Source organism: Serratia sp. CY37869 (assembly GCF_052168895.1).
Classification (GTDB): domain Bacteria; phylum Pseudomonadota; class Gammaproteobacteria; order Enterobacterales; family Enterobacteriaceae; genus Serratia; species Serratia ureilytica.
On sequence record NZ_JBJNLU010000002.1, the window covers coordinates 229741 to 249962 of the forward strand.

The window sequence follows — 20222 nt, forward strand, 5'->3', positions numbered from 1 at the left end:
ACAACAATGACAACCGTATCCACTCTGGGGGCGCTGGTGGCGTTAGCCGTCGCCATCGTCCTGATTCTACGCAAGGTTCCACCGGCTTACGGCATGATTGCCGGCGCGCTGGCGGGCGGGCTGTGCGGCGGCGCCGATCTGGTGCAGACCGTGACGCTGATGATCGGCGGGGCGCAGGGCATCACCAACGCCGTGATGCGCATTCTGGCGGCGGGGGTATTGGCCGGGGTGCTGATCGAATCCGGCGCGGCGCACACCATCGCCGAAACTATCGTACGCAAGGTGGGCGAAACCCGCGCGCTGCTGGCGCTGGCGGTGGCTACACTGATCCTGACGGCGGTGGGGGTGTTTATCGACGTGGCGGTGATCACCGTCGCGCCGATCGCGCTGTCGATCGCCCAAAAGGCCGGCATTTCTCGTGCGGCGATCCTGCTGGCGATGATCGGCGGCGGCAAGGCCGGCAACGTGATGTCGCCCAACCCGAACACCATCGCGGCGGCGGACAACTTCCACGTGCCGCTCACCTCGGTGATGATGGCCGGCATCGTGCCGGGGCTGTGCGGCCTGGTGGTGGCCTATCTGCTGGCGCGTCGCCTGAGCGATAAAGGTAGCAGGGTGATGGCTGAAGAGCTGACTCAGCATGCCGAAGGGGCGCGGCCGGGCTTCGCTGCGGCGATCAGCGCGCCGCTGGTGGCGATCCTGCTGCTGTCGCTGCGGCCGATCGCCGGTATCGCCGTCGATCCGCTGATCGCACTGCCGGCCGGTGGTTTGGTGGGCGCGCTGCTGATGGGGCGCATTCGTCAGTGCAATCAGTTTATGGTCTCCGGCCTGTCGCGCATGGCGCCGGTGGCGATCATGCTGCTCGGCACCGGCACGCTGGCGGGCATTATCGCCAACTCGGGGCTGAAGGATGTCTTGATTACCGGTTTGACGCACACCGGGCTGCCGGCCTGGCTGCTGGCGCCGCTGTCCGGCGCGCTGATGTCGATGGCGACCGCGTCGACCACCGCCGGCACCGCCGTCGCCTCCGGGGTGTTCAGCTCCACGCTGCTTGAGCTGGGGGTGAGCGGATTGGCCGGCGCGGCGATGATCCATGCGGGCGCCACGGTGCTGGATCACCTGCCGCACGGCAGCTTCTTCCACGCCACCGGCGGCAGCGTCAATATGGCGGTGCACGAGCGGCTCAAACTGTTGCCGTATGAAACGCTGGTGGGGTTCACCATCGCGGCAATCTCGGCGCTGATGTTTGGCGTATTTAACCTGGCGGGATAAGGAACAGTGATGAAAACGCTGAAAAAAGTGGTTATTGCCCCGGATTCTTTCAAAGAGAGCCTGAGCGCGCTCGGCGTCGCCGACGCCATCGAGCGGGGATTCCGTCAGATTTACCCGCAGGCGCACTACGTGAAGCTGCCGATGGCGGACGGCGGTGAAGGCACGGTGGAGTCGATGGTGGCGGCCACCGGCGGTGAAATCGTTCAGGTGACGGTCACCGGGCCGCTGGGGGAGCCGGTGCAGGGGTTCTATGGCCTGCTGGGCGACGGCGAAACCGCAGTGATTGAAATGGCCGCCGCTTCCGGGCTGCACCTGGCGCCGCCCAACCGGCGCGATCCGCGCATCACCACCAGTTACGGCACCGGCGAACTGATGCTGGCGGCGCTGGAGCGCGGCGTGAAGGCGATCATTCTCGGCATCGGCGGCAGCGCCACCAACGACGGCGGCGCCGGGATGATGCAGGCGCTGGGCGTGAAGTTGCTGGATAAGGATCGCCGGCCGCTGCCGGTGGGCGGGGCGGCGTTGGCGCAGCTGGCGCATCTTGATCTCGCCGGGCTGGATGCGCGTTGGCAACGGGTGAGCGTGACCGCCGCCTGCGACGTCGATAACCCGCTGTGCGGCGCAAAGGGCGCCTCGGCGGTGTTCGGGCCGCAGAAGGGGGCGACGCCGGAGATGGTGGCGCAGCTCGATGCGGCGCTGCATCACTATGGCGAACTGCTGGAACGGGAAACCGGCCGCGCCGTGCTCACCCAGCCGGGCGCGGGCGCGGCGGGCGGCATGGGGGCGGCGCTGCTCGGCATGCTCGACGCGCGCTTGCGACCGGGCATCGAGATCGTCACCGAAACCCTGCGCCTGGATGAGGCGGTGCGCGATGCCGATCTGGTGATTACCGGCGAAGGGCGGCTGGACAGCCAGTCGATCCACGGCAAAACGCCGATCGGCGTGGCGCGGGTGGCCAAGCGCCACGGGGTGCCGGTGATCGCCATCGCCGGCAGCCTGACGCCGGATTATTCGGTGGTGCATCAACACGGCATCGATGCGGCGTTTTCGGTACTCGATCGCATCGTGACGCTGGAAGACGCGCTGGCGAGCGCCGATCGCAATCTGCAGGTGACGGCGCGCAACGTGGCGGCGGTATGGCAACTGGCGCAAGGGGGAAGCCCACAGGCATAGCCTGTTGCTGTTATCGGTTTCGATGCAGGACTTTTCCGTTACAATAGCCGGCATTAATGGCTGCTGACATCCCGACCCAGAACGGAATGCCGGCCGGAAAGGAAATGAGGGGAACTGAGATGAAGCAAGAGAAACACGGCGTATTGCTGGTGAACCTGGGCACGCCAGATGCGCCGACCTCGTCGGCGGTCAAACGCTATCTGAAGGAATTCCTCAGTGACGATCGCGTGGTCGACACGGCGCCGCTGATCTGGTGGCCGATCCTCAACGGCGCGATCTTGCCGATCCGTTCGCCGCGCGTGGCTAAACTCTATCAGTCGGTGTGGATGGAAGAGGGTTCGCCGCTGCTGGTGTACAGCCGCCGCCAACAGCGGGCGCTGGCGGCGCGCATGCCGAATACGCCGGTGGAGCTGGGCATGAGCTACGGTTCGCCGAGCCTGGCGGAAGCCATCGACAAGCTGCTGGCGCAGGGCGTGACCAACCTGGTGGTGCTGCCGCTCTATCCGCAATATTCCTGTTCCACCAGCGCGGCGGTATGGGATGGCGTGGCGCGGGTGCTGAAAGGCTATCGCCGCTTGCCTTCTGTGGCCTTCATTCGCGATTACGCCGAACACCCGGCCTATATCGCCGCGCTGCAACAAAGCGTGGAGCGCTCGTTCGCCGAGCACGGCCAGCCGGATCGGCTGGTGCTGTCGTTCCACGGCATCCCCAAACGTTATGCGCGGCTGGGCGACGACTACCCGCAGCGCTGCGAGGATACGCTGCGTGCGCTGAGCGCCACGCTGCCGCTGGCGCCGGAGCGGGTGATGATGACGTACCAATCGCGCTTCGGCCGCGAGCCTTGGCTGACGCCGTATACCGATGAGACCCTAAAAGGGCTGCCGGCGCAGGGCGTGAAGCACATTCAGCTGATCTGCCCCGGTTTCTCGGCGGACTGCCTGGAAACGCTGGAAGAGATTAAAGAGCAGAACCGCGAGATCTTCCTTAAGGCCGGCGGCGAGAAGTTTGAATACATCTCAGCGTTGAACGACGAGCCGGCGCATATTGACATGATGCAGCAACTGGTGGCGCAGCGTCTGTAATCATCCATAATCTGTCTATTAGATGCATCGTGATCGGGCGGGGATGTGTTAACATTCTCCGCTTGTTAAACCGCCACCACCACCAATCACATGAAATTTCCTGGTAAACGCAAGTCCAAACACTATTTCCCGGTGAGCGCCCGCGATCCGCTTCTGCAGCAGGCCCAGCCCGAAAGTGAAATCAGCACCTCGTATATCGTCGGCATCGACCAGACGCTGGTGGATATCGAGGCGAAAGTGGACGACGCTTTTGTCCAGCGCTACGGCCTGAGCCTGGGCCACTCTCTGGTGATCGAAGATGACGTCGCCGAGGCGCTGTATCAGGAATTGAATGAAAACAACCTGGTCACCCATCAGTTCGCCGGCGGCACCATCGGCAACACCATGCACAACTATTCGGTGCTGGCGGACGATCGCTCGGTGCTGCTCGGCGTGATGTGCAGCAACGTGAAAATCGGCAGCTACGCCTACCGTTATCTGTGCAATACCTCCAGCCGCACCGATCTTAACTATCTGCAGGGCGTTGACGGCGCCATCGGCCGCTGTTTCACGCTGATCGGCGAAAGCGGCGAGCGCACCTTCGCCATCAACCCCGGCCAGATGAACCAGCTGCGCCCGGAAAGCATCCCTGAAGAGGTGATCGCCGGCGCGTCGGCGCTGGTGCTGAGCTCTTATCTGGTGCGCTGCAAGGAAGGGGAGCCGATAAAGGACGCGACCTTGCAGGCGATCAAATACGCTAAAAAGCACGATGTGCCGGTGGTGCTGACCCTGGGCACCAAGTACGTGATCGCCGACAACCCGCAGTGGTGGCGCGACTTCCTGAAGGAAAACGTGACGATTCTGGCGATGAACGAAGACGAAGCGCTGGAGCTGACCGGGCTGAGCGATCCGCTGACCGCCTCGGACATGGCGCTAGAGTGGGTGGATCTGGTGCTGTGCACCGCCGGGCCGAACGGCCTGTATATGGCGGGCTACACCGAAGAGGCCAACAAGCGTCAGACCCAGCACCCGCTGTTGCCGGGGCATATCGCCGAGTTCAACCGCTACGAGTTCAGCCGCGCCATGCGTCGCGAACACTGTGAGCATCCGCTGCGCGTTTACTCGCACATCGCGCCGTATATGGGCGGGCCGGAGAAGATCATGAACACCAACGGCGCCGGCGACGGCGCGCTGTCGGCGTTGCTGCACGATATTGCCGCCAACGGTTATCACCGCCACAACGTGCCGAACTCGAGCAAGCACGTGCGCAGTTACCTGACATACTCTTCGTTGGCGCAGGTGTGCAAATACGCCAACCGCGTCAGCTACCAGGTGTTGAACCAGCATTCGCCGCGTCTCACTCGTGGCCTGCCGGAGCGCGAAGACAGCCTGGAAGAGTCCTATTGGGAGCGTTAACCCGCTGAAAAAGAAAAGGTCCGGCATGCCGGACCTTTTTTTGTGCGCGGTGCCTCAGATCGGGCAGCCCCCCATTTTTTCTTCTTCGCTCAGGGTATCCAGCTGCAGGATGTTCAGCATGCTGTTAGCGATCTCCCGTTCACCCATCACCACCTGATTGGCGCCGCGATCGGTGATGTAGGCCACCTCGTCGTCGTAGTGGGCGCGGGCGATGATCTCGATGTTCGGCCGCTTGGCGCGCGCCGAGGCGACGATCTCGCCGGCCTCATAGCCGTTGGGGATGGTCAGCAGCAGCCAGCGCGCGCAGTCGAGCCGCGCCAGATCCATCACTTCCGGATTGGCGGCGTTGCCCAGCACCGTCTTGATGCCCTGTTCGCGCAGCGCTTCCACCCGCGGGCGGGAGTTCTCGATCACCACCAGCGGAATGCCCGCCTCGGCCAGTTTGCCGCCCAGCAGGCTGCCGACGCGGCCGTAGCCGACCACCAGCGCATGGTTGCACATGTCCACCGGGATCTGCTTCTCTTCTTCCACCGCCTCTTCGAGAATTTGCTCTTCGATGGTTTCGGTTTTGGCCAGATAGCGCTCCAGCAGGGTGAACAGCAGCGGGTTGAGCATGATCGACAAAATGGCGCCGGCCAGCACCAGATTGCGCCCGTGTTCCGACATCATGCCCAGCGCGATGCCGAGGCCCGCCAGAATAAAGGCGAACTCGCCGATCTGCGCCAGGCTGGCGGAGATGGTCAGCGCGGTGCGCTTGGAGTGGCCGAACATTTTCACCAGCAGGAACGCGGCGGCGGATTTGCCGAACACGATGATCGCCAGCGTCGCCAGCACCGCCAGCGGTTCGTTAATCACGATCATCGGATCGAACAGCATGCCAACCGAGACGAAGAACAGCACCGCGAACGCGTCGCGCAGCGGCAGGGTGTCGTGCGCCGCGCGGTGGCTCAGCTCGGACTCGTTCAGCACCATGCCGGCGAAGAAGGCGCCCAGCGCGAAGGAGACGTCGAACAGCTTCACCGCGCCGTAGGCGATGCCGAGCGCCAGCGCCAATACCGCCAGGGTGAACAGCTCGCGCGAGCCGGTGCTGGCGGTTTTCGACAGGATCCACGGCACCAGGCGGCGGCCGACCACGATCATCAACGCAATGAAGGCGATGACCTTACCGATGGTCAGCGCCAGCTCCATCAGCAGCTGACCGCTGCTGGCGTTGTCGTTGCCCAGCATGTTGCCGAAGGCCGGCAGTAATACCAGCGTCAGCACCATCGCCAAATCTTCGACGATCAGCCAGCCGATGGCGATTTGCCCGCGCTGGCTGTCGATCAATTGCCTCTCCTCCAGCGCGCGCAACAGCACCACGGTGCTTGCGGTGGAGAGACAGAGGCCGAACACCAGGCCGGAGATCAGATCCCAGCCGAGCAGCTTGGACAGCCCCATGCCGAGCAGGGTAGCGACGGCTATCTGCGCCACGGCGCCGGGTATGGCGATAGATTTTACTGCGAGGAGGTCTTTCAAAGAGAAGTGCAGGCCAACACCGAACATCAACAGGATAACGCCGATTTCCGCCAGTTCCGGCGCCAGTGAGGTATCGGCGACGAAACCGGGGGTGAACGGGCCGGCGAGCACCCCTGCGGCCAGATATCCCACCAGGGGTGAGATGCGCAGGCGGTTCGCCAGCATACCGAGGAGGAAGGCGAGTACTAACCCTCCGACGATGGTGGTGATGAGCGGTGTTGAATTATGCATCCATACTCCTTCTGGCTATGCATCGCGGCACGGGAGAAACGCAACAAAGTTACGAAAAGATACATTTAGTTTATTGCATTTGTTCGCGGCTTGCTTGGCTAATTTGGTCTTTTTTGTAAAAAAGCAGAGGATTTCGCTTAAGGCGCGTCAATGAGGGGGTTTTGTGCCAGATAAACCAAATAACATTGATTTATCCGTAGGATAACCCGGATGAATAAATACTTTCATCCGGGCAGTTCGCGGGGTTATTGCGGTTTATGCTCCATATTGGGCAGTAGCGCGGTAATAATGCCGATCAGCGGCAGGAAAGCACAGATTTGGTAGACCAGCTTGATACTGGTCAAATCCGCGACATAACCAAGAACTGCCGCGCCTAACCCGCCCATACCGAAAGCAAAACCGAAGAATAAACCGGAAACCATGCCGACTTTACCGGGGATCAGCTCCTGTGCGTAGACCAGGATGGCGGAGAACGCTGAGGCGAGAATAACCCCGATGATCACCGTCAAAATGCCGGTCCAGTACAGGGATGCATGGGGTAAAATAAGCGTAAATGGCGCTGCACCAAGTATTGAGCCCCAAATAACGTATTTTCTCCCTATCTTGTCGCCAAGGGGCCCGCCGATGATGGTTCCAGCGGCCACCGCAAACAGGAAGGCGAACAGGTGAATTTGCGCATTCTGCACCGAAACGCCGAACTTATGTATCAGATAAAAGGTGTAATAGCTGCTGATACTGGCCAGATAGAAGTATTTAGAGAAAATCAGCACCAGCAGAATGCCCAGCGAGTAGGCGACGGTACGTTTTGGCAGCGGTTTCAGCATTGCGGGGCTTTTCGGCTGCCCTTTCGCCGCCCGATGCTGATGTTGGTACCACTTGCTGACCTGCAGCAATACCACGATCGCCAGCAGCGCCGCCAGCGTGAACCAGGCGACGTTGCCTTTGCCGTAAGGCGCGATGATCAGCGCGGCCAGCAGCGGGCCGAGCGAGCTGCCGAAGTTGCCGCCGACCTGGAACAGCGACTGCGCCAGGCCGTGTCGTCCGCCGGAGGCCATGCGCGCCACGCGCGAGGATTCCGGGTGGAATACCGATGAGCCGGTGCCCACCAGCGCCGCCGCCAGCAGCACCAGCGGGAAGGTGTTCGCCACCGACAGCAGCAGCAGGCCGGACAGGGTAAAGCCCATGCCGATAGGCAGCGAGTAAGGCTGCGGGTGTTTATCGGTGTAATAGCCGATCAGCGGTTGCAGCAGGGAAGCCGTTAGCTGATAGGTCAGGGTGATCATACCGATCTGCACGAAGCTGAGGTGGAAATCGGCTTGCAGGATCGGATAAATCGCCAGGATCAGCGACTGGATCATATCGTTGAGCAGGTGAGACACGCTGATGGCGCCAAGGATGGAGAAAGCGGTCCTCTTTACCGTACTGCCCTTGGCGGGCGGCATCGCGCTTTGGCTACTGTCGGTCATATTATTATTAGCCTGATAAGTTGTTGAGCACAGAGATGACATCTTAGGCAGGGCGTTCAATTTTTACCATATCTGAAATAATCAGACTCACATCGCAAAAAATTGAAATCAGCTGTCATTAATTCGCGCTACAATTTCGCCCTCATCATAAAAGCCATTTAATACACGGAGATCCGCCATGCGTTTTTCGCTGAAAACCACCGCATGCGCGTTGGCCGTATCCCTGACGCTGCTGTCGGGGGCCGCCAGTGCCTGGGAAAAGGATAAGACCTACGCCATCACCATTCTGCATACCAACGATCATCACGGTCACTTCTGGCAGAACGATCACGGTGAATACGGTCTGGGCGCGCAGAAAACGCTGGTGGACGGCATTCGCCGCGAAGTGGCTGCGCAGGGCGGCAGCCTGCTGTTGCTGTCCGGCGGCGATATCAACACCGGCGTGCCGGAATCGGATTTGCAGGACGCCGAGCCGGACTTCCGCGGCATGAACCTGGTGGGCTATGACGCGATGGCGATCGGCAACCACGAATTCGACAACCCACTGAGCGTGCTGCGCCAGCAGGAGAAGTGGGCGACCTTCCCGCTCTTGTCCGCCAACATCTACCAGAAAAGCACAGGCCAGCGCCTGTTCAAGCCTTACGCCTTGTTCGACAAGCAGGGTATCAAGATTGCCGTGATCGGCCTGACGACCGACGACACCGCCAAGATAGGCAATCCGGAGTACTTCACCGACATGGAGTTCCGCGTGCCGGCGCAGGAAGCGAAGCAGGTGGTGGAGCAACTGCGCAAGGACGAGAAGCCGGACGTGATCATCGCCGCCACCCATATGGGGCACTACGACAACGGCGAGCATGGCTCTAACGCGCCGGGCGACGTGGAGATGGCGCGCAGCCTGCCGGCGGGATATCTCGACATGATCGTCGGCGGCCACTCGCAGGATCCGGTGTGCATGGCCGGTGACAACCGCAAACAGGCGGATTATGTGCCGGGCACGCCATGCTCGCCGGATCGTCAGAACGGCACCTGGATCGTGCAGGCGCACGAGTGGGGCAAATACGTCGGGCGCGCCGATTTCGAATTCCGCAACGGCGAGCTGAAGCTGGTGCATTATCAGCTGATCCCGGTGAACCTGAAGAAGAAGGTGGAGAAAGCCGACGGCACCAGCGAGCGGGTGTACTACACCCAGCAGATTGCGGAAGATCCGACCATGATGAAGCTGCTGACGCCGTTCCAGGATAAGGGCAAGGCGCAGCTGGGCGTGAAGATCGGCAGCGTCAACGGCAAGCTTGAAGGCGATCGCAGCAAGGTGCGTTTCGTGCAGACCAACCTGGCGCGGGTGATGCTGGCGGCGCAGAGGGAGCGCGCCGACGCCGACTTCGCCGTGATGAGCGGTGGCGGGGTGCGCGATTCGATTGAAAGCGGCGATATCACCTACAAGAACGTGCTCAAGGTGCAGCCGTTCGGCAACACGCTGGTGCATGTCGATATGAAAGGGCGCGAGGTTGAACAGTATCTGGCGGTGGTGGCCAACATGAAGCCGGATTCCGGCGCCTATGCCCAGTTCGCCAACGTCAGTCTGGTGGCGGACGGCAAGGGCGTCAGCGAGGTGAAGATCAACGGCCAGCCGCTGCAGGCGGATAAAACTTACCGCATGGCGACGCTGAACTTCAACGCGCTGGGCGGCGACGGCTATCCGAAGCTGGACGGGCTGCCGAGCTACGTCAACACCGGCTTTATCGATGCCGAAGTGCTGAAGCAGTACATCGAGAAACACTCGCCGCTGGATGCGGCGGCCTACGAGCCGAAGGGCGAAATCGTCTATCGCTAGAGGCGCCGCGGAACGGCGCTCTCGCTTGTCGCGGGGGCGCCGTTCCCCCCCTCGCTTTTCTCCTCTGCATCAACGCCTTTTGTCAGCGTTGCCGTTTTAAACGGCGTCTTACTTCCTTCTCTCCATATACGCCCTCGGCGGGCAGCCCGCCATATTCTTGAAAAAAGTGGCGAAGGCGCTGTCGCTGGAAAACGCCAGCCGACCGGCGACGTCGGATTGGCTCATCCCTGCGGCCAGCATCTCTATCGCTTTGATCAGGCGCCATTGCTGACGCCATTGTTGATAACCGAGCCCGGTTTCACGGCGGAAAATCCGGCTGATGGTTTTCTCGGAAGCGCCGCTATAGCGCGATAGCTCGTGCAGCGGCGGAAGCATGTCCAGATTGGCCAGATGGCGCAGGCGGCGGTCGCTGGGCAGCGGCAGCAGCGTCAGTTCGCGCGGCGCGGCGGCGATCTCGTCCAGGCAGACCGCCAGAATATTGGCGTAAGGCCCATGCTGCCAGTCGGTGTCGAAGGCGGCGAACGCGATGCGTTCCAACACCTCGCGCAGCAGCGGCGAGGCTGTCAGTACGGCAAGCTGCGCAGGCAGACAGGCATAGCGATCGGCGTCGAGATAAAGCGAACGGTAACCGACGACGCCGTTGACCTGAACGCGGTGAGCCACCTGCGGCGGGATCCAGGCGACTCTGCCCGGCGGCAGCATGCAGATGCTTTGGTTGAGCGTGATGCGCATGCTGCCTTGCTGACAGAACAGCAACTGCCCCCTGTCATGCCAATGCGTGCCCGAGTCGTGCTGCGCCAGTTCGGCGGCGATCCCGAGCACCCCGTTGTCGAGCGTATCCGGATTAAAACTGTCCTGCGCCTGAAGCCACGCCATAGTCTGTCCGATTTTGTAAATTTATTGTCTTTTATATTGTAATCGGCGCTGGGACCAGATGCTACCTTGTGCAGCCTATTCTTGGCTACAGGATCTGTTATGCAACGTAAACTGACGCTGACGTTGGCGACGTCGATGATGATGTTTCCCCAGGTGGTGGAGACCATCTACAGCCCGGCATTGACGCACATTGCGCACGGTTTCCGGGTCAGTGCGGAAATGGCGGCGCAAACGCTCTCTTGTTACTTTTTCGCCTTTGCGCTGGGCGTGGTGGTATGGGGACGGATGTGCGACGTCATCGGACGCCGTCCCACCATTTTGGCCGGGCTGACGCTCTATCTGCTGGCTTCTCTCGTTGCGCTGTTCAGCGGCAGCTTCAGCGTACTGCTGGCCGCGCGGGTGCTGGCCGCCTTTGGCGCGGCGGTCGGTTCGGTCGGGACGCAAACGGCGATTCGCGATCGCTTCGACGGTTATGAATTGGCGCGGGTGTTCTCGGTGATGGGGATCGCCATGGCGATCAGCCCGGCGGTTGGCGTGTTGAGCGGCGCAGTGCTGACTCACTATTGGGGCTATCAGGGGGTGTTCGGCGGTTTGGCGCTGTTGGCGGCGCTGTTGCTGGGCTATGCCGGTTGGCAACTGCCGGAGACGCGTCCGCAACAGGTGGTGAAGAATTCATTTTTCGGCACGCTGGGGCGGATGGTCAAGGACGGGGATATTTGGCTCAGCGCGCTGTTGGTGGCGTTGTTCAATATTTGCATGTTCAGCTATTACCAGCTGGCGCCATTCCACTTCTCGGCGTTGGCGCTGCCGGCACAGTGGTTCGGTTATACCGGTTTGGTGTTGGCGGCCGGGGTGGGCATCGGCGCGGCGATCAACAAGTTTTTGATCGGCAAGCACTGGCTGTTCCCCGCGCTGTTGATGCTGGCCTGCGGATTATCGCTGACCGGCGGCCTGCTGGTACTGCTGCTGGAAGGGAGCTTGTGGTTCGTTCTGCCGATGATGCTGGTGGTGATGGCGTACGGTATCGCCATTCCCAATATTCTGGCGCGCGCGCTGCGCCATTATAAAGACTGCATGGGCACCGCCGGCGCCATCCTTGGCCTGATGTATTACCTGATGCTCGGCGGTGGCTTGGTGTTGGCGGGGCTGTCGCAGCACCTGGGCGCCGTGCTGTCGCTCTGCAGCCTCTGCGTGCTGCTGTTGGCGTGGCGGGTGGTGCACAACGAGCGTCGTTTGGCGATGCTTGAGAGTGAAAACGCCTGACGGCTATATGCTGGCCGGTTCACTCAGGTGGCCTGCCAGCAACTGGTGAATGCCGGCTATCACGGCGTCGCGCTGCGTGGTGATATACATATGCCCGCCGGCAAAAGTGCGCTGCTGAAAGTCGCCTTGCGCGATCCGGCGCCAGTCGAGCAAATCCTGCCGATCGATCAGCTCGTCGTTTTCACCATAGAACATCGCCAGCGGGGCGGGGTAACCCGGTTGCGCAGGGAAAAGCAATTGGCTGGACAGCATCAGATCGGCACGGATCAGCGGCAGATAGTAATCGAGTAGCGCGCTGTCGTCGATGAGCGACGCATCCAGACCCTCGCCGGCACATAGCGCGTTCAACAAAGCGGCACGCGGCATTCTCAGCAACGAACTGTGGCGCGCCAGGAAGGGCGATGAACTGGCGGAAATGATCAACTGCAGCGGCGGCTGAGGCAGCGCCATCGCTAACGCCAGCGCAACCCGTCCGCCAAGACTGTGGCCGAAAAAGATCAGCGGTTTGTCCTGCAGTGGCTGCAGTGCCGGCATCAGTTGATTGATGAGTGATTGGGGGTGACAGAGCGGCGCTTCGTTTGCCCGCTCCTCTCGACCGGGGTATTGCACGGCATAGAGTTCGATGTCCTGATGCAACGAGGGGCTCCACCCCTGAAAGGCAGTGGCGCCGGCGCCGGCGTGGGGAAAAGCGATCAGCCGCAGGCTGCCCTGGCGCCCCGGCGTCAGCGGTTTCAAGCTGCGTGGGGCGTTGGGGAAGTGGGTGCAATGCATGGCGAAATCCGTATTTTCAGGAGACCAAGGAAGCCTGAGCTTCCTTGGCGTTAAGGAACGCATTCAGTTGATGGCGTTCCACAATTCATCGAAGATCGGCGTGAACAGCGTAGATTTCAGATAGTCTGAACCCGATGAACCGCCAGTACCTTTCCGCTGCCCGATAGTACGTTCCACCAGTTTCACATGGCGATAACGCCACTCCTGCAGCAGTGAATCCAAATCCAGCAGTTGATTGAGCAGCAGCGACTCGCAGCTCGAACGCGTCAGCGATTGCCTGATGATGTCGTCGAAGCCCCGCGCCGTCTGATTGGGCTGGTCATTGAGACGCATCAGATGGCCGCGTATTGCCTGCCATAGTGAAACCGGTTGGATGATAGCCGCCAATCGGCGCTGTGCCTCTTCATCACCCTGATACTGCTGTAGTTTTTTCGGATTTTCTTTGCCGAGCAGCGCTTCTATGCCGGCGAACTGGTAGGATTGAAAACCGCTGGCGGTGCCGAGATAGCTGCGAAAACGCTGGAATTCGTGAAACTTCAGCGTGCAAATCACGGCGATCTGATTCACCACGGTTTGGGTAATGGCATTGACGCGCGTCATCGTTTCGATCGCCGCCGGTATATCTCCTTCTTCGATCTGCGCGATCGCCAGATGAAGCTCATCGATCAACTGCTTGAACCAGAGCTCGTAGGTTTGATGAGTGATGATAAACAAGTTTTCATTGCGGTGTTCCGCAGACGGCGAGGCTGGCTGTTGCAGCGACAGCAACTGGTTTAGCTGCAGATAGCTGGCGTAATTCATGATGTCACTTTCCCTGTAGAAAACGAAAATAAGATGGGCCGGCTGGGAAGGGCATCCCCGCTCAGATCCGGCAGTTGAAGGGTCAGAAAATAGTGTCCCGCCGTGGCCTGCGCGGGAACCTGAATCAGCTCGGTCACGGAGGCGTATTTGCGCCCTTCTTGCGGCCTGTCGGGGGCCTCAAGCCCCCAAAAACGGCGATGATTGTCCATGCGTCCGCCGTCGTATAGCCGGTCGATTGATGGAATATCCACCAACAGATGCTGGACACCGAGTTCGACGATGCGCGCCAGGGCTTGATGGCTGAAGTAGGGGGCGCAGGCCGCGGCGCGGAAATCGCTCGGCGCCTCGGTTGCTATCACCAAAGCCTGCAGGTAGTCGCCCGACAACGGCGCCAACGCGTCATCGAGTGCCGCCCGGGTAATCAGCCAATCTTCAGAGGCAGCGCTGGCGTTATAGCTCTCTGCAGTTGCGTCCGCTCGCTGCGGCCTGACGCGAATCAGGGTGGCGGCGATGAACGGTTCAAGCGGCAAATCCGCCACGTTGTGCGTTTCAGGAAGAATATGGCCGATGCATTCGGTGTGTGTGCCGTGGCAGTGCGGCACCAGGCTGATGCGCTCGGCGTTGCAGACCCCGCCATGACGCACGCTGGCGACGGTATCGCCGTAACTCAGCGGCGCCGAGTCGGCGGGAGCCACGCCATAAAGGTTGGTTGGGTTATCGGCGAAGTCCAGCCTGGCCGAGAGCCGCAGCGGCTCTCGGTGGTCAAGGTGATGACAACGCCCTTGGTGGTACACCTCAATGCGTTTCATCGGCGGCCTCGGCAGTTTTGCTCAAGGCCAGCGCGGTGAGTTCGCGGATCTGACTGTGCATGATGAATTCGCGGATAGTCAGCGAGACGCCCATCTGTTGACGAATGGCGTGCAGCAGCTGCGGGATCTGCAGTGAATTTCCACCCAGGCTGAAGAAGCTGTCGCAGACGCTGATCTGCGTCTGTGACAAGACTTGTTGCCAGATATGCTGCATGGCGCTTTCCGCCTCGTTGGCCGCAGGCGTGTAGTCCGCTTCCGAAGCCGAATAGCGGATTTCCGGTGCCGGTAACCGACGAATGTCGATTTTGTTGTTGTTGGTGAGCGGGAAGGCCGACAGCACCACAAAACCGGACGGGATCATGATATTCGGCAAACGGGCTTTCAGCGCCGCGCGCACCGCTTTTTCATTCAGCTCTGCTCCCGGCGTTAACTGCAGGTAGCTGACGATGCGGGCTTGCTGGTCTTCACCGACAATTAAACTGAGCGATCGCTCGATATTGTCGAGAGACGATAAACTGAGATCGATTTCGCTCAACTCGATGCGGTGACCGCGAATTTTGACCTGGTGATCGTTCCGGCCGAGATACTCCAGCTGCCCCTGTCGATTAAAACGCACAATGTCGCCGGTGCGGTACATATAGCGCTCGGCGCCGAACGCCTGACGCCGTAGAAAGACCTTATCGCTCAGCGTCGGGTTGCGCCAATACCCCGGCGATACCCCTGCGCCGCCCAGCCACAGCTCACCAAATGCGCCGCTTGGCAGCGGGTTGCCGGCCTGATCCATGACCAGAACCTCAGTCGCCTGGATCGGCGTGCCGATACAGTCGCTTGCGCCTTCGTGAGTCAGATCGGCGCAGGTCGACCAGATGGTGGTTTCCGTCGGGCCATACACCTGCAGCACCCGTGTCGCGATGCGTCGCAATTGCGTCAACAGGGCCGCCGGCATTTTCTCGCCGCCGCATAGCACGGTCAGGGGGCGTTGGCTCGCCGCCGGCAGGTGGTGGACGATGGTACTCCAGACGGTAGGTGTCGCTTGAATCACGCTGGGCTGCTGTCGCTCGATAAAGTGATACAGCTTGACCGGATCCATGGCGGTTTCTCGTGGACACAGCGTGACGTGCGCGCCGCCGGCCAGCGAGCAGAACAGTTCCAACCCAAAAATATCGAAACTGATGCTGGTCAGGCTGAGCACCTTATCGCGCGCGCTCAGCGCCAGCCGCCCGACGAAGTCGTTGGTGAAATTGTTCAGGTTGCCATGCGTGATCATCACCCCTTTGGGGTTACCGGTTGAGCCTGAGGTGTACATGATATAGGCCAGCGTATCGTCGGCTGGGATCGGCAACGCGTCGGCCGCTGCAGGATGAGAAACCAGCGAGTCGAAACCGACGGCGGGACTGGCCCAACCTTGCTCTGGCTCACCATCGGTCACCAGCAACCGGGCTTGCGCGTTCTCGATCATGTAGCTCACGCGGTCGGCCGGGTAGTGTACGTCAATCGGCACGTAGTGTTTGCCGGCTCTCAGCACGCCGAGCAGGAGCACGGCGACGTGGCAACTTTTCTCCATCATGACGCCGACCGAGAAAGGCCGGCTGTCGATGCGCAGCAAGGCATGCGCGACGCGTTCAGACTGCGCCCACAGCTGACGGTAGCTGTACTGATGCCGTTCGCAGCTGACGGCGAGGCTGTCAGGCTGGGTATGTGCCAACCGGCCAATTTGCACCAGCAGCGAGTCACGTGAGCCTGCGTCCGCGTTGACGGCCAACTGTTGCAGCCAATGTTGTTCCCGTTCGCATAGCGGGTTGAGGGCAAGCTGCGCCGTATTGGCCGGCAGGGTGAGCAGTTGTTGCAGCGTTTGCTGATAGTTGTCCAACAGCATCTGCATGCTGGCGGGATAAAACAGTTCGCTGGCGTAATCGAGTTCGATGGCGACGGCGCCTTGTTCCACACTGAAGTTCCAGGTCATATCGAACATCGAGAAGCCCGATGAAAGCGGCAAGCGATGCAGCGTGCAATCGCGCAGGTTTTGTTGGCATACGTCGCCGGCGTTCTGCAGGATCGCCATGATTTGGAATAACGGATTTTTGTTCGACATCCGCTCGTATTCGATCTGGTGCAAGATCCGGTCGAAGGAGAGCTGCTGATGCTGGTAGGCGCCGATGCAGGTTTCCATCATGTTACCGATCAGCCCGGCGAGGGTGTCCTGTTCGCTCAGTTGGATACGCAGCGGAACGGTATTGACATGGAAGCCGCTGACTTGCGCCTGATCCAGGTTGTCCCGCGCTGCGATGGCGGTGCCGATGACGATATCCTGCTGCTGAGTATAACGGCTGAGCAGCAAACTTAATGCCGTGCAGAGCAAGGCGAAAGGCGTGGCGCCCAGCGCTTTGCCCCGTGACGCCAGCAGATCGGCGACGTCGGGCTGCAGCTGATAATGGATGCGTTCTCCGGCGTGCGTCGGCATTAGCGGGCGCGGCTTATCCAGCGGGAAGTCCAGTTCGCGGCAGCCTTGCAGCTGCTGTTGCCAGTAAGCGGCATCCGCCGGTGCAGGTGACGCGATGCCGCTGTTAACGATATCGATGGTTTGGATCTGCGGCTGCGGTGCGTCGAAGCCGTTGTGATTGTCGAGCTCGTTATAGCGCTGCCACAGATCGTTAAGGATCAGTTGTTCGCTCCAGGCGTCGGTAATAATGTTGTGTTTTACCCAAATCAAAACATGGTGCTGCTGCTGATACTGTACCAGCCGAAGCGCCAGTGGCGGCCGAGCGGTGATGTCGAAAGGCGTAGCACACAGTTGGCGCACCCACTTTTCTGCCGACTGCGTTTGGCCGTCCACCCAGTGGTCGGCAAGGCGAATCGGAGCATGCGGTTCTGCCAACTGATAGGCGACACCGTCGGTTTCGGTGAAACGAGTGCGCAGGCTTTCATGTTTTTCATAAATAAAATTGATCGCCTGCTCAAAGCGCCCCAGATCGAGCGGGCCCTGGATGTCTATCGCTAGCGGCAGGTTGTAACTGCAGTCGTCAGGATTCAATGCGCTCAGGTACCAAAGCAGGTTCTGCTGTGGGCTGAGCGGCGCGCGGCGTTCGTCGCAGATCGCGATGGCGCGCTCCGCGGCAACGGCCTTATTCTCGATATATTCGGCCAGTTTGCGCACCGTATTGTGGCGGAACAGATCGGCGATGCTCAGGTGGCAGCAAAGATCGCGTGCGACGAGCGCGACGATTTTGCTCATGGTCAGCGAGTGCGCGCCCAGGTTGATGAACTCCTGGGTGACGTCGGCTTGCGGACAGCCGATCGCGTTGGCCACGATGCGCTCGAGAATAGCCTCCGTTTCGGTTTCCGGCGGCGTCAAGCGCTCATTGCGCTCATCCAACGGCCAGTTTTCCAACTGTTGGCGGGCGATCTTGCCATTGATGGTCAGCGGCAGCGCCGGCAAGAAAATAAAGACGCTGGGGATCGCGGCGGGATGGAGCAGTGTGACCAACGCGTGTCGCAGCGCGTCGATCGTCAGCTCAGGCGAAGCGGGTTGCACGAAGGCGGCGAGAATTTTGCCCGAGGGCTGGCTGCGAGCGACCACGCAGGCGCTTTCAACCAGTGGATGACTGCGGACGGCGCTTTCCACTTCTCCCATCTCGATGCGCACTCCGCGTATCTTCACCTGGTGATCGCGGCGGCCGACGAAAATAATGTTGCCCTGTTCGTCCCATTTGGCGATGTCGCCGGTTCGATAAAGACGCTCTTCGGCCGCCATATACGGCAGCCGACAGATAATGAACTTCTCTGCGCTCAGCGCCTCTTGATGCAGGTAACCGTGCGCCAGGCCGCTGCCGGCGATGCACAGTTCGCCCTCAAAACCGACCGGCAGTGGATTATGGTGGGGATCAAGGATGTGGCAACGGTAGTTTTTCAGCGGTTTGCCAATGCAGTTCCAGGGAACGCCGGGACGATACTCGCACAGCGAAGTGGCAATGGAAGCCTCGGTCGGCCCGTAACCGTTGCACAATCGGGTGCGTTCGGCCCACCAGGCAACGACGTCCGCAGGCGGGGCATCTCCCATGACGATCATCGTCCGCAGTCCCGGCCACATTTCGCGGGGCAACAATTCCAGAATTGCCGGCGTAATAGTGATATGGCCGATATCGTGTTGAGTCAGATAGTCGTGCAGCGCGCCGACATCGGTATGCAGCTCCGAGGGCGCAAGATAAAGCGTCGCGCCGCTGACTAACGCGCCATAGACGTCCCAGCCGAAGGCGTCGAAACCCAGCGAGGCGATGGCCAGCACGCGGCTGCCTTGCGCCAGTCCAATGAAATCGCGGTGGTTTTGCGCCACGTTGCTCAGGCCTTCACGCCCGATCATGACGCCTTTGGGCTTGCCTGTCGTCCCGGAGGTATAGCAGACGTAGGCCAGAGCGTCTCGCGATTGAGGGAGTTGCTCCGCATGGATGTTCAGCGAACGGTAATCAATGCTTGATGGCGCAATGCATGGCGCGTCGCCGGAGTGCAACGGCGAGTCGGCCAAAATCAGCGCGGGCTGTACGTCGTCAAGAATGCTTTGATTGCGCGCCGCTGGCGCCTGCGGGTCGAGCAGTACATAGGTTTTATTGCTTTTCAGTATCCCCAACAGCACGATCAGCAGCGTCGCTGACTTGTCCATCGAGACGGCGACGACCGAACTGGCGGCGCCGCTGTGTTCAAGCAGCCAACAGGCAAACTGATCCGAGGCGCGATCGATTTCTCCATAGCTGTATGTCTGGCCATCGGCATGCAGCGCGGCCTGTTGCGGATGAGCGGCGGCGGCGTGGCGGAACAAAGCGATGACGTCGTGCGCCAGGAGCTCGGCATCGTCGGTTGCGTTGAATTGGCTCAGGCGATGTAACGTGTGAGGTTGAGTAACAATGGGCGCGGCGATGGGATCGGCCGGATCTGCCAATAGCGCGTCAAGATAGTCGGTGAACGCGTTGAAACGCATGTCGTCGCCATACAGGGTAAGCTGAGTGCCGTCACCGCAAGCCGCTACGTCGACCATCACTCGTGGCTGGGCATAGCGTCCCTGTTTGAGCGCGCCGGTTTCATTAAAGAAGAAATGTTGCAGCTGTGCGGGGGACGTGATGTCCGCTACCGGCACCGTATGGAAGTCGGCGCCGGGTTGCCAGGTGAGATGGCAGAGATCGCTGCCGCAACGTCCCTGCATCTGATCGCCAAGACGTTCCATCAGCAATGCGGTCAATTCGCGCATGCGCGTCGGTGATTCGGCATAGTATTTACGCGCCAAGCGGTAGGGAAGTTCTTGTACCGGCGGTATACCGCCACGCGACAGCTCGACCACAATGTCGACAAGCCTTTCCTGCAGCAGGGGAAGTTGGGCGTCAGCGGCCATATCCGACAGCGCATCGCACAGATAAGCGGCCTGGCCGGCGGAGCTAAAGTACAGAGAGAAGTGTTCTTGGTTTTGCAGGGTGTCAATGTCGTTAATATTTTTTTTATTGGTTGCGAGCGTCAGCAGATTTTTTCCCTGCTGTTGCAGTCGTCGTATTGTTTCAGCGTTATTTTCAGTGGTGATAATAAGGTCGAGCTTTTCGGTTGGGCGGTGTTCGAGACTGATAAAGCTAACCTGATGGCCGTATTCCTGGATTTCGTCGGTTAATAATTTACCGCAGGCGCTGTCGCCGAAATAGCCAATATGAAGTAATTCCATTTTTGCTTCCTGAGAATAATGGTTTCCCTTGCGGAATATCAA

13 protein-coding genes are annotated in these 20222 nt (G+C 60.4%); 6 read left to right on the plus strand and 7 right to left on the minus strand.

Annotated features, from left to right (window positions below):
* Positions 1–6: 6 nt before the first annotated feature.
* The 4 genes from ACJ8J1_RS11335 (at position 7) to ACJ8J1_RS11350 (ending at position 4922) form a co-directional block, all read left to right on the plus strand.
* Positions 7–1272: a GntP family permease gene (locus ACJ8J1_RS11335; protein WP_033642116.1), complete on the plus strand. Its 1266-nt coding sequence runs from the start codon at positions 7–9 to the stop codon at positions 1270–1272.
* 9 nt (positions 1273–1281) lie between these two features.
* Positions 1282–2445 (plus strand): glycerate kinase, encoded by a 1164-nt coding sequence (locus ACJ8J1_RS11340; protein WP_033642117.1) that lies wholly within the window; start codon positions 1282–1284, stop codon positions 2443–2445.
* 119 nt (positions 2446–2564) lie between these two features.
* The gene (gene hemH, locus ACJ8J1_RS11345) at positions 2565–3527 is read left to right on the plus strand and encodes a ferrochelatase (protein WP_004940253.1); all 963 of its coding nucleotides are present in this window, start codon (positions 2565–2567) and stop codon (positions 3525–3527) included.
* A gap of 90 nt (positions 3528–3617) precedes the next feature.
* A complete protein-coding gene (locus ACJ8J1_RS11350; protein ID WP_033642118.1) occupies positions 3618–4922 on the plus strand; it encodes an inosine/guanosine kinase in 1305 nt (434 codons plus the stop codon).
* 54 nt (positions 4923–4976) lie between these two features.
* Here ACJ8J1_RS11350 and ybaL read toward each other — a convergent pair whose 3' ends face one another.
* Together ybaL and ACJ8J1_RS11360 are read right to left on the minus strand one after the other, a co-directional pair.
* Positions 4977–6668 carry a YbaL family putative K(+) efflux transporter gene (ybaL, locus tag ACJ8J1_RS11355; protein WP_025160055.1) on the minus strand — a complete coding sequence of 564 codons (1692 nt, stop codon included), beginning with the start codon at positions 6666–6668 and terminating at the stop codon, positions 4977–4979.
* A gap of 245 nt (positions 6669–6913) precedes the next feature.
* Positions 6914–8134 carry an MFS transporter gene (locus ACJ8J1_RS11360; RefSeq protein WP_033642119.1) on the minus strand — a complete coding sequence of 407 codons (1221 nt, stop codon included), beginning with the start codon at positions 8132–8134 and terminating at the stop codon, positions 6914–6916.
* A gap of 178 nt (positions 8135–8312) precedes the next feature.
* On the opposite strand from ACJ8J1_RS11360, the gene ushA reads away from it, so the two are divergent.
* Complete coding sequence (ushA, locus tag ACJ8J1_RS11365; RefSeq protein WP_033642120.1) at positions 8313–9965, plus strand: bifunctional UDP-sugar hydrolase/5'-nucleotidase UshA; 1653 nt, start codon at positions 8313–8315, stop codon at positions 9963–9965.
* A gap of 108 nt (positions 9966–10073) precedes the next feature.
* Here ushA and ACJ8J1_RS11370 read toward each other — a convergent pair whose 3' ends face one another.
* A complete protein-coding gene (locus ACJ8J1_RS11370) occupies positions 10074–10841 on the minus strand; it encodes an AraC family transcriptional regulator (RefSeq protein WP_033642122.1) in 768 nt (255 codons plus the stop codon).
* A gap of 99 nt (positions 10842–10940) precedes the next feature.
* Between ACJ8J1_RS11370 and ACJ8J1_RS11375 the strand changes: the two genes are divergently transcribed.
* A complete protein-coding gene (locus ACJ8J1_RS11375) occupies positions 10941–12104 on the plus strand; it encodes a multidrug effflux MFS transporter (RefSeq protein WP_033642123.1) in 1164 nt (387 codons plus the stop codon).
* Between the two features lie 3 nt (positions 12105–12107).
* Here the strand turns inward: ACJ8J1_RS11375 and ACJ8J1_RS11380 are convergent, their stop codons facing one another.
* From ACJ8J1_RS11380 to ACJ8J1_RS11395, 4 genes are all read right to left on the minus strand, one after another.
* Positions 12108–12875: a thioesterase II family protein gene (locus tag ACJ8J1_RS11380; RefSeq protein WP_033642124.1), complete on the minus strand. Its 768-nt coding sequence runs from the start codon at positions 12873–12875 to the stop codon at positions 12108–12110.
* 63 nt (positions 12876–12938) lie between these two features.
* The gene (locus ACJ8J1_RS11385) at positions 12939–13676 is read right to left on the minus strand and encodes a tryptophan 2,3-dioxygenase family protein (RefSeq protein WP_033642125.1); all 738 of its coding nucleotides are present in this window, start codon (positions 13674–13676) and stop codon (positions 12939–12941) included.
* Positions 13673–14485, minus strand: coding sequence for a cyclase family protein (locus tag ACJ8J1_RS11390; protein ID WP_050594404.1), 813 nt, complete (start codon positions 14483–14485; stop codon positions 13673–13675). The genes ACJ8J1_RS11385 and ACJ8J1_RS11390 overlap by 4 nt, the downstream gene beginning before the upstream one ends.
* Positions 14472–20180, minus strand: a complete 5709-nt coding sequence (locus ACJ8J1_RS11395; protein ID WP_033642126.1) for a non-ribosomal peptide synthetase — start codon at positions 20178–20180, stop codon at positions 14472–14474. Before ACJ8J1_RS11395 ends, ACJ8J1_RS11390 begins: the two co-directional genes overlap by 14 nt.
* Positions 20181–20222: the final 42 nt, after the last annotated feature.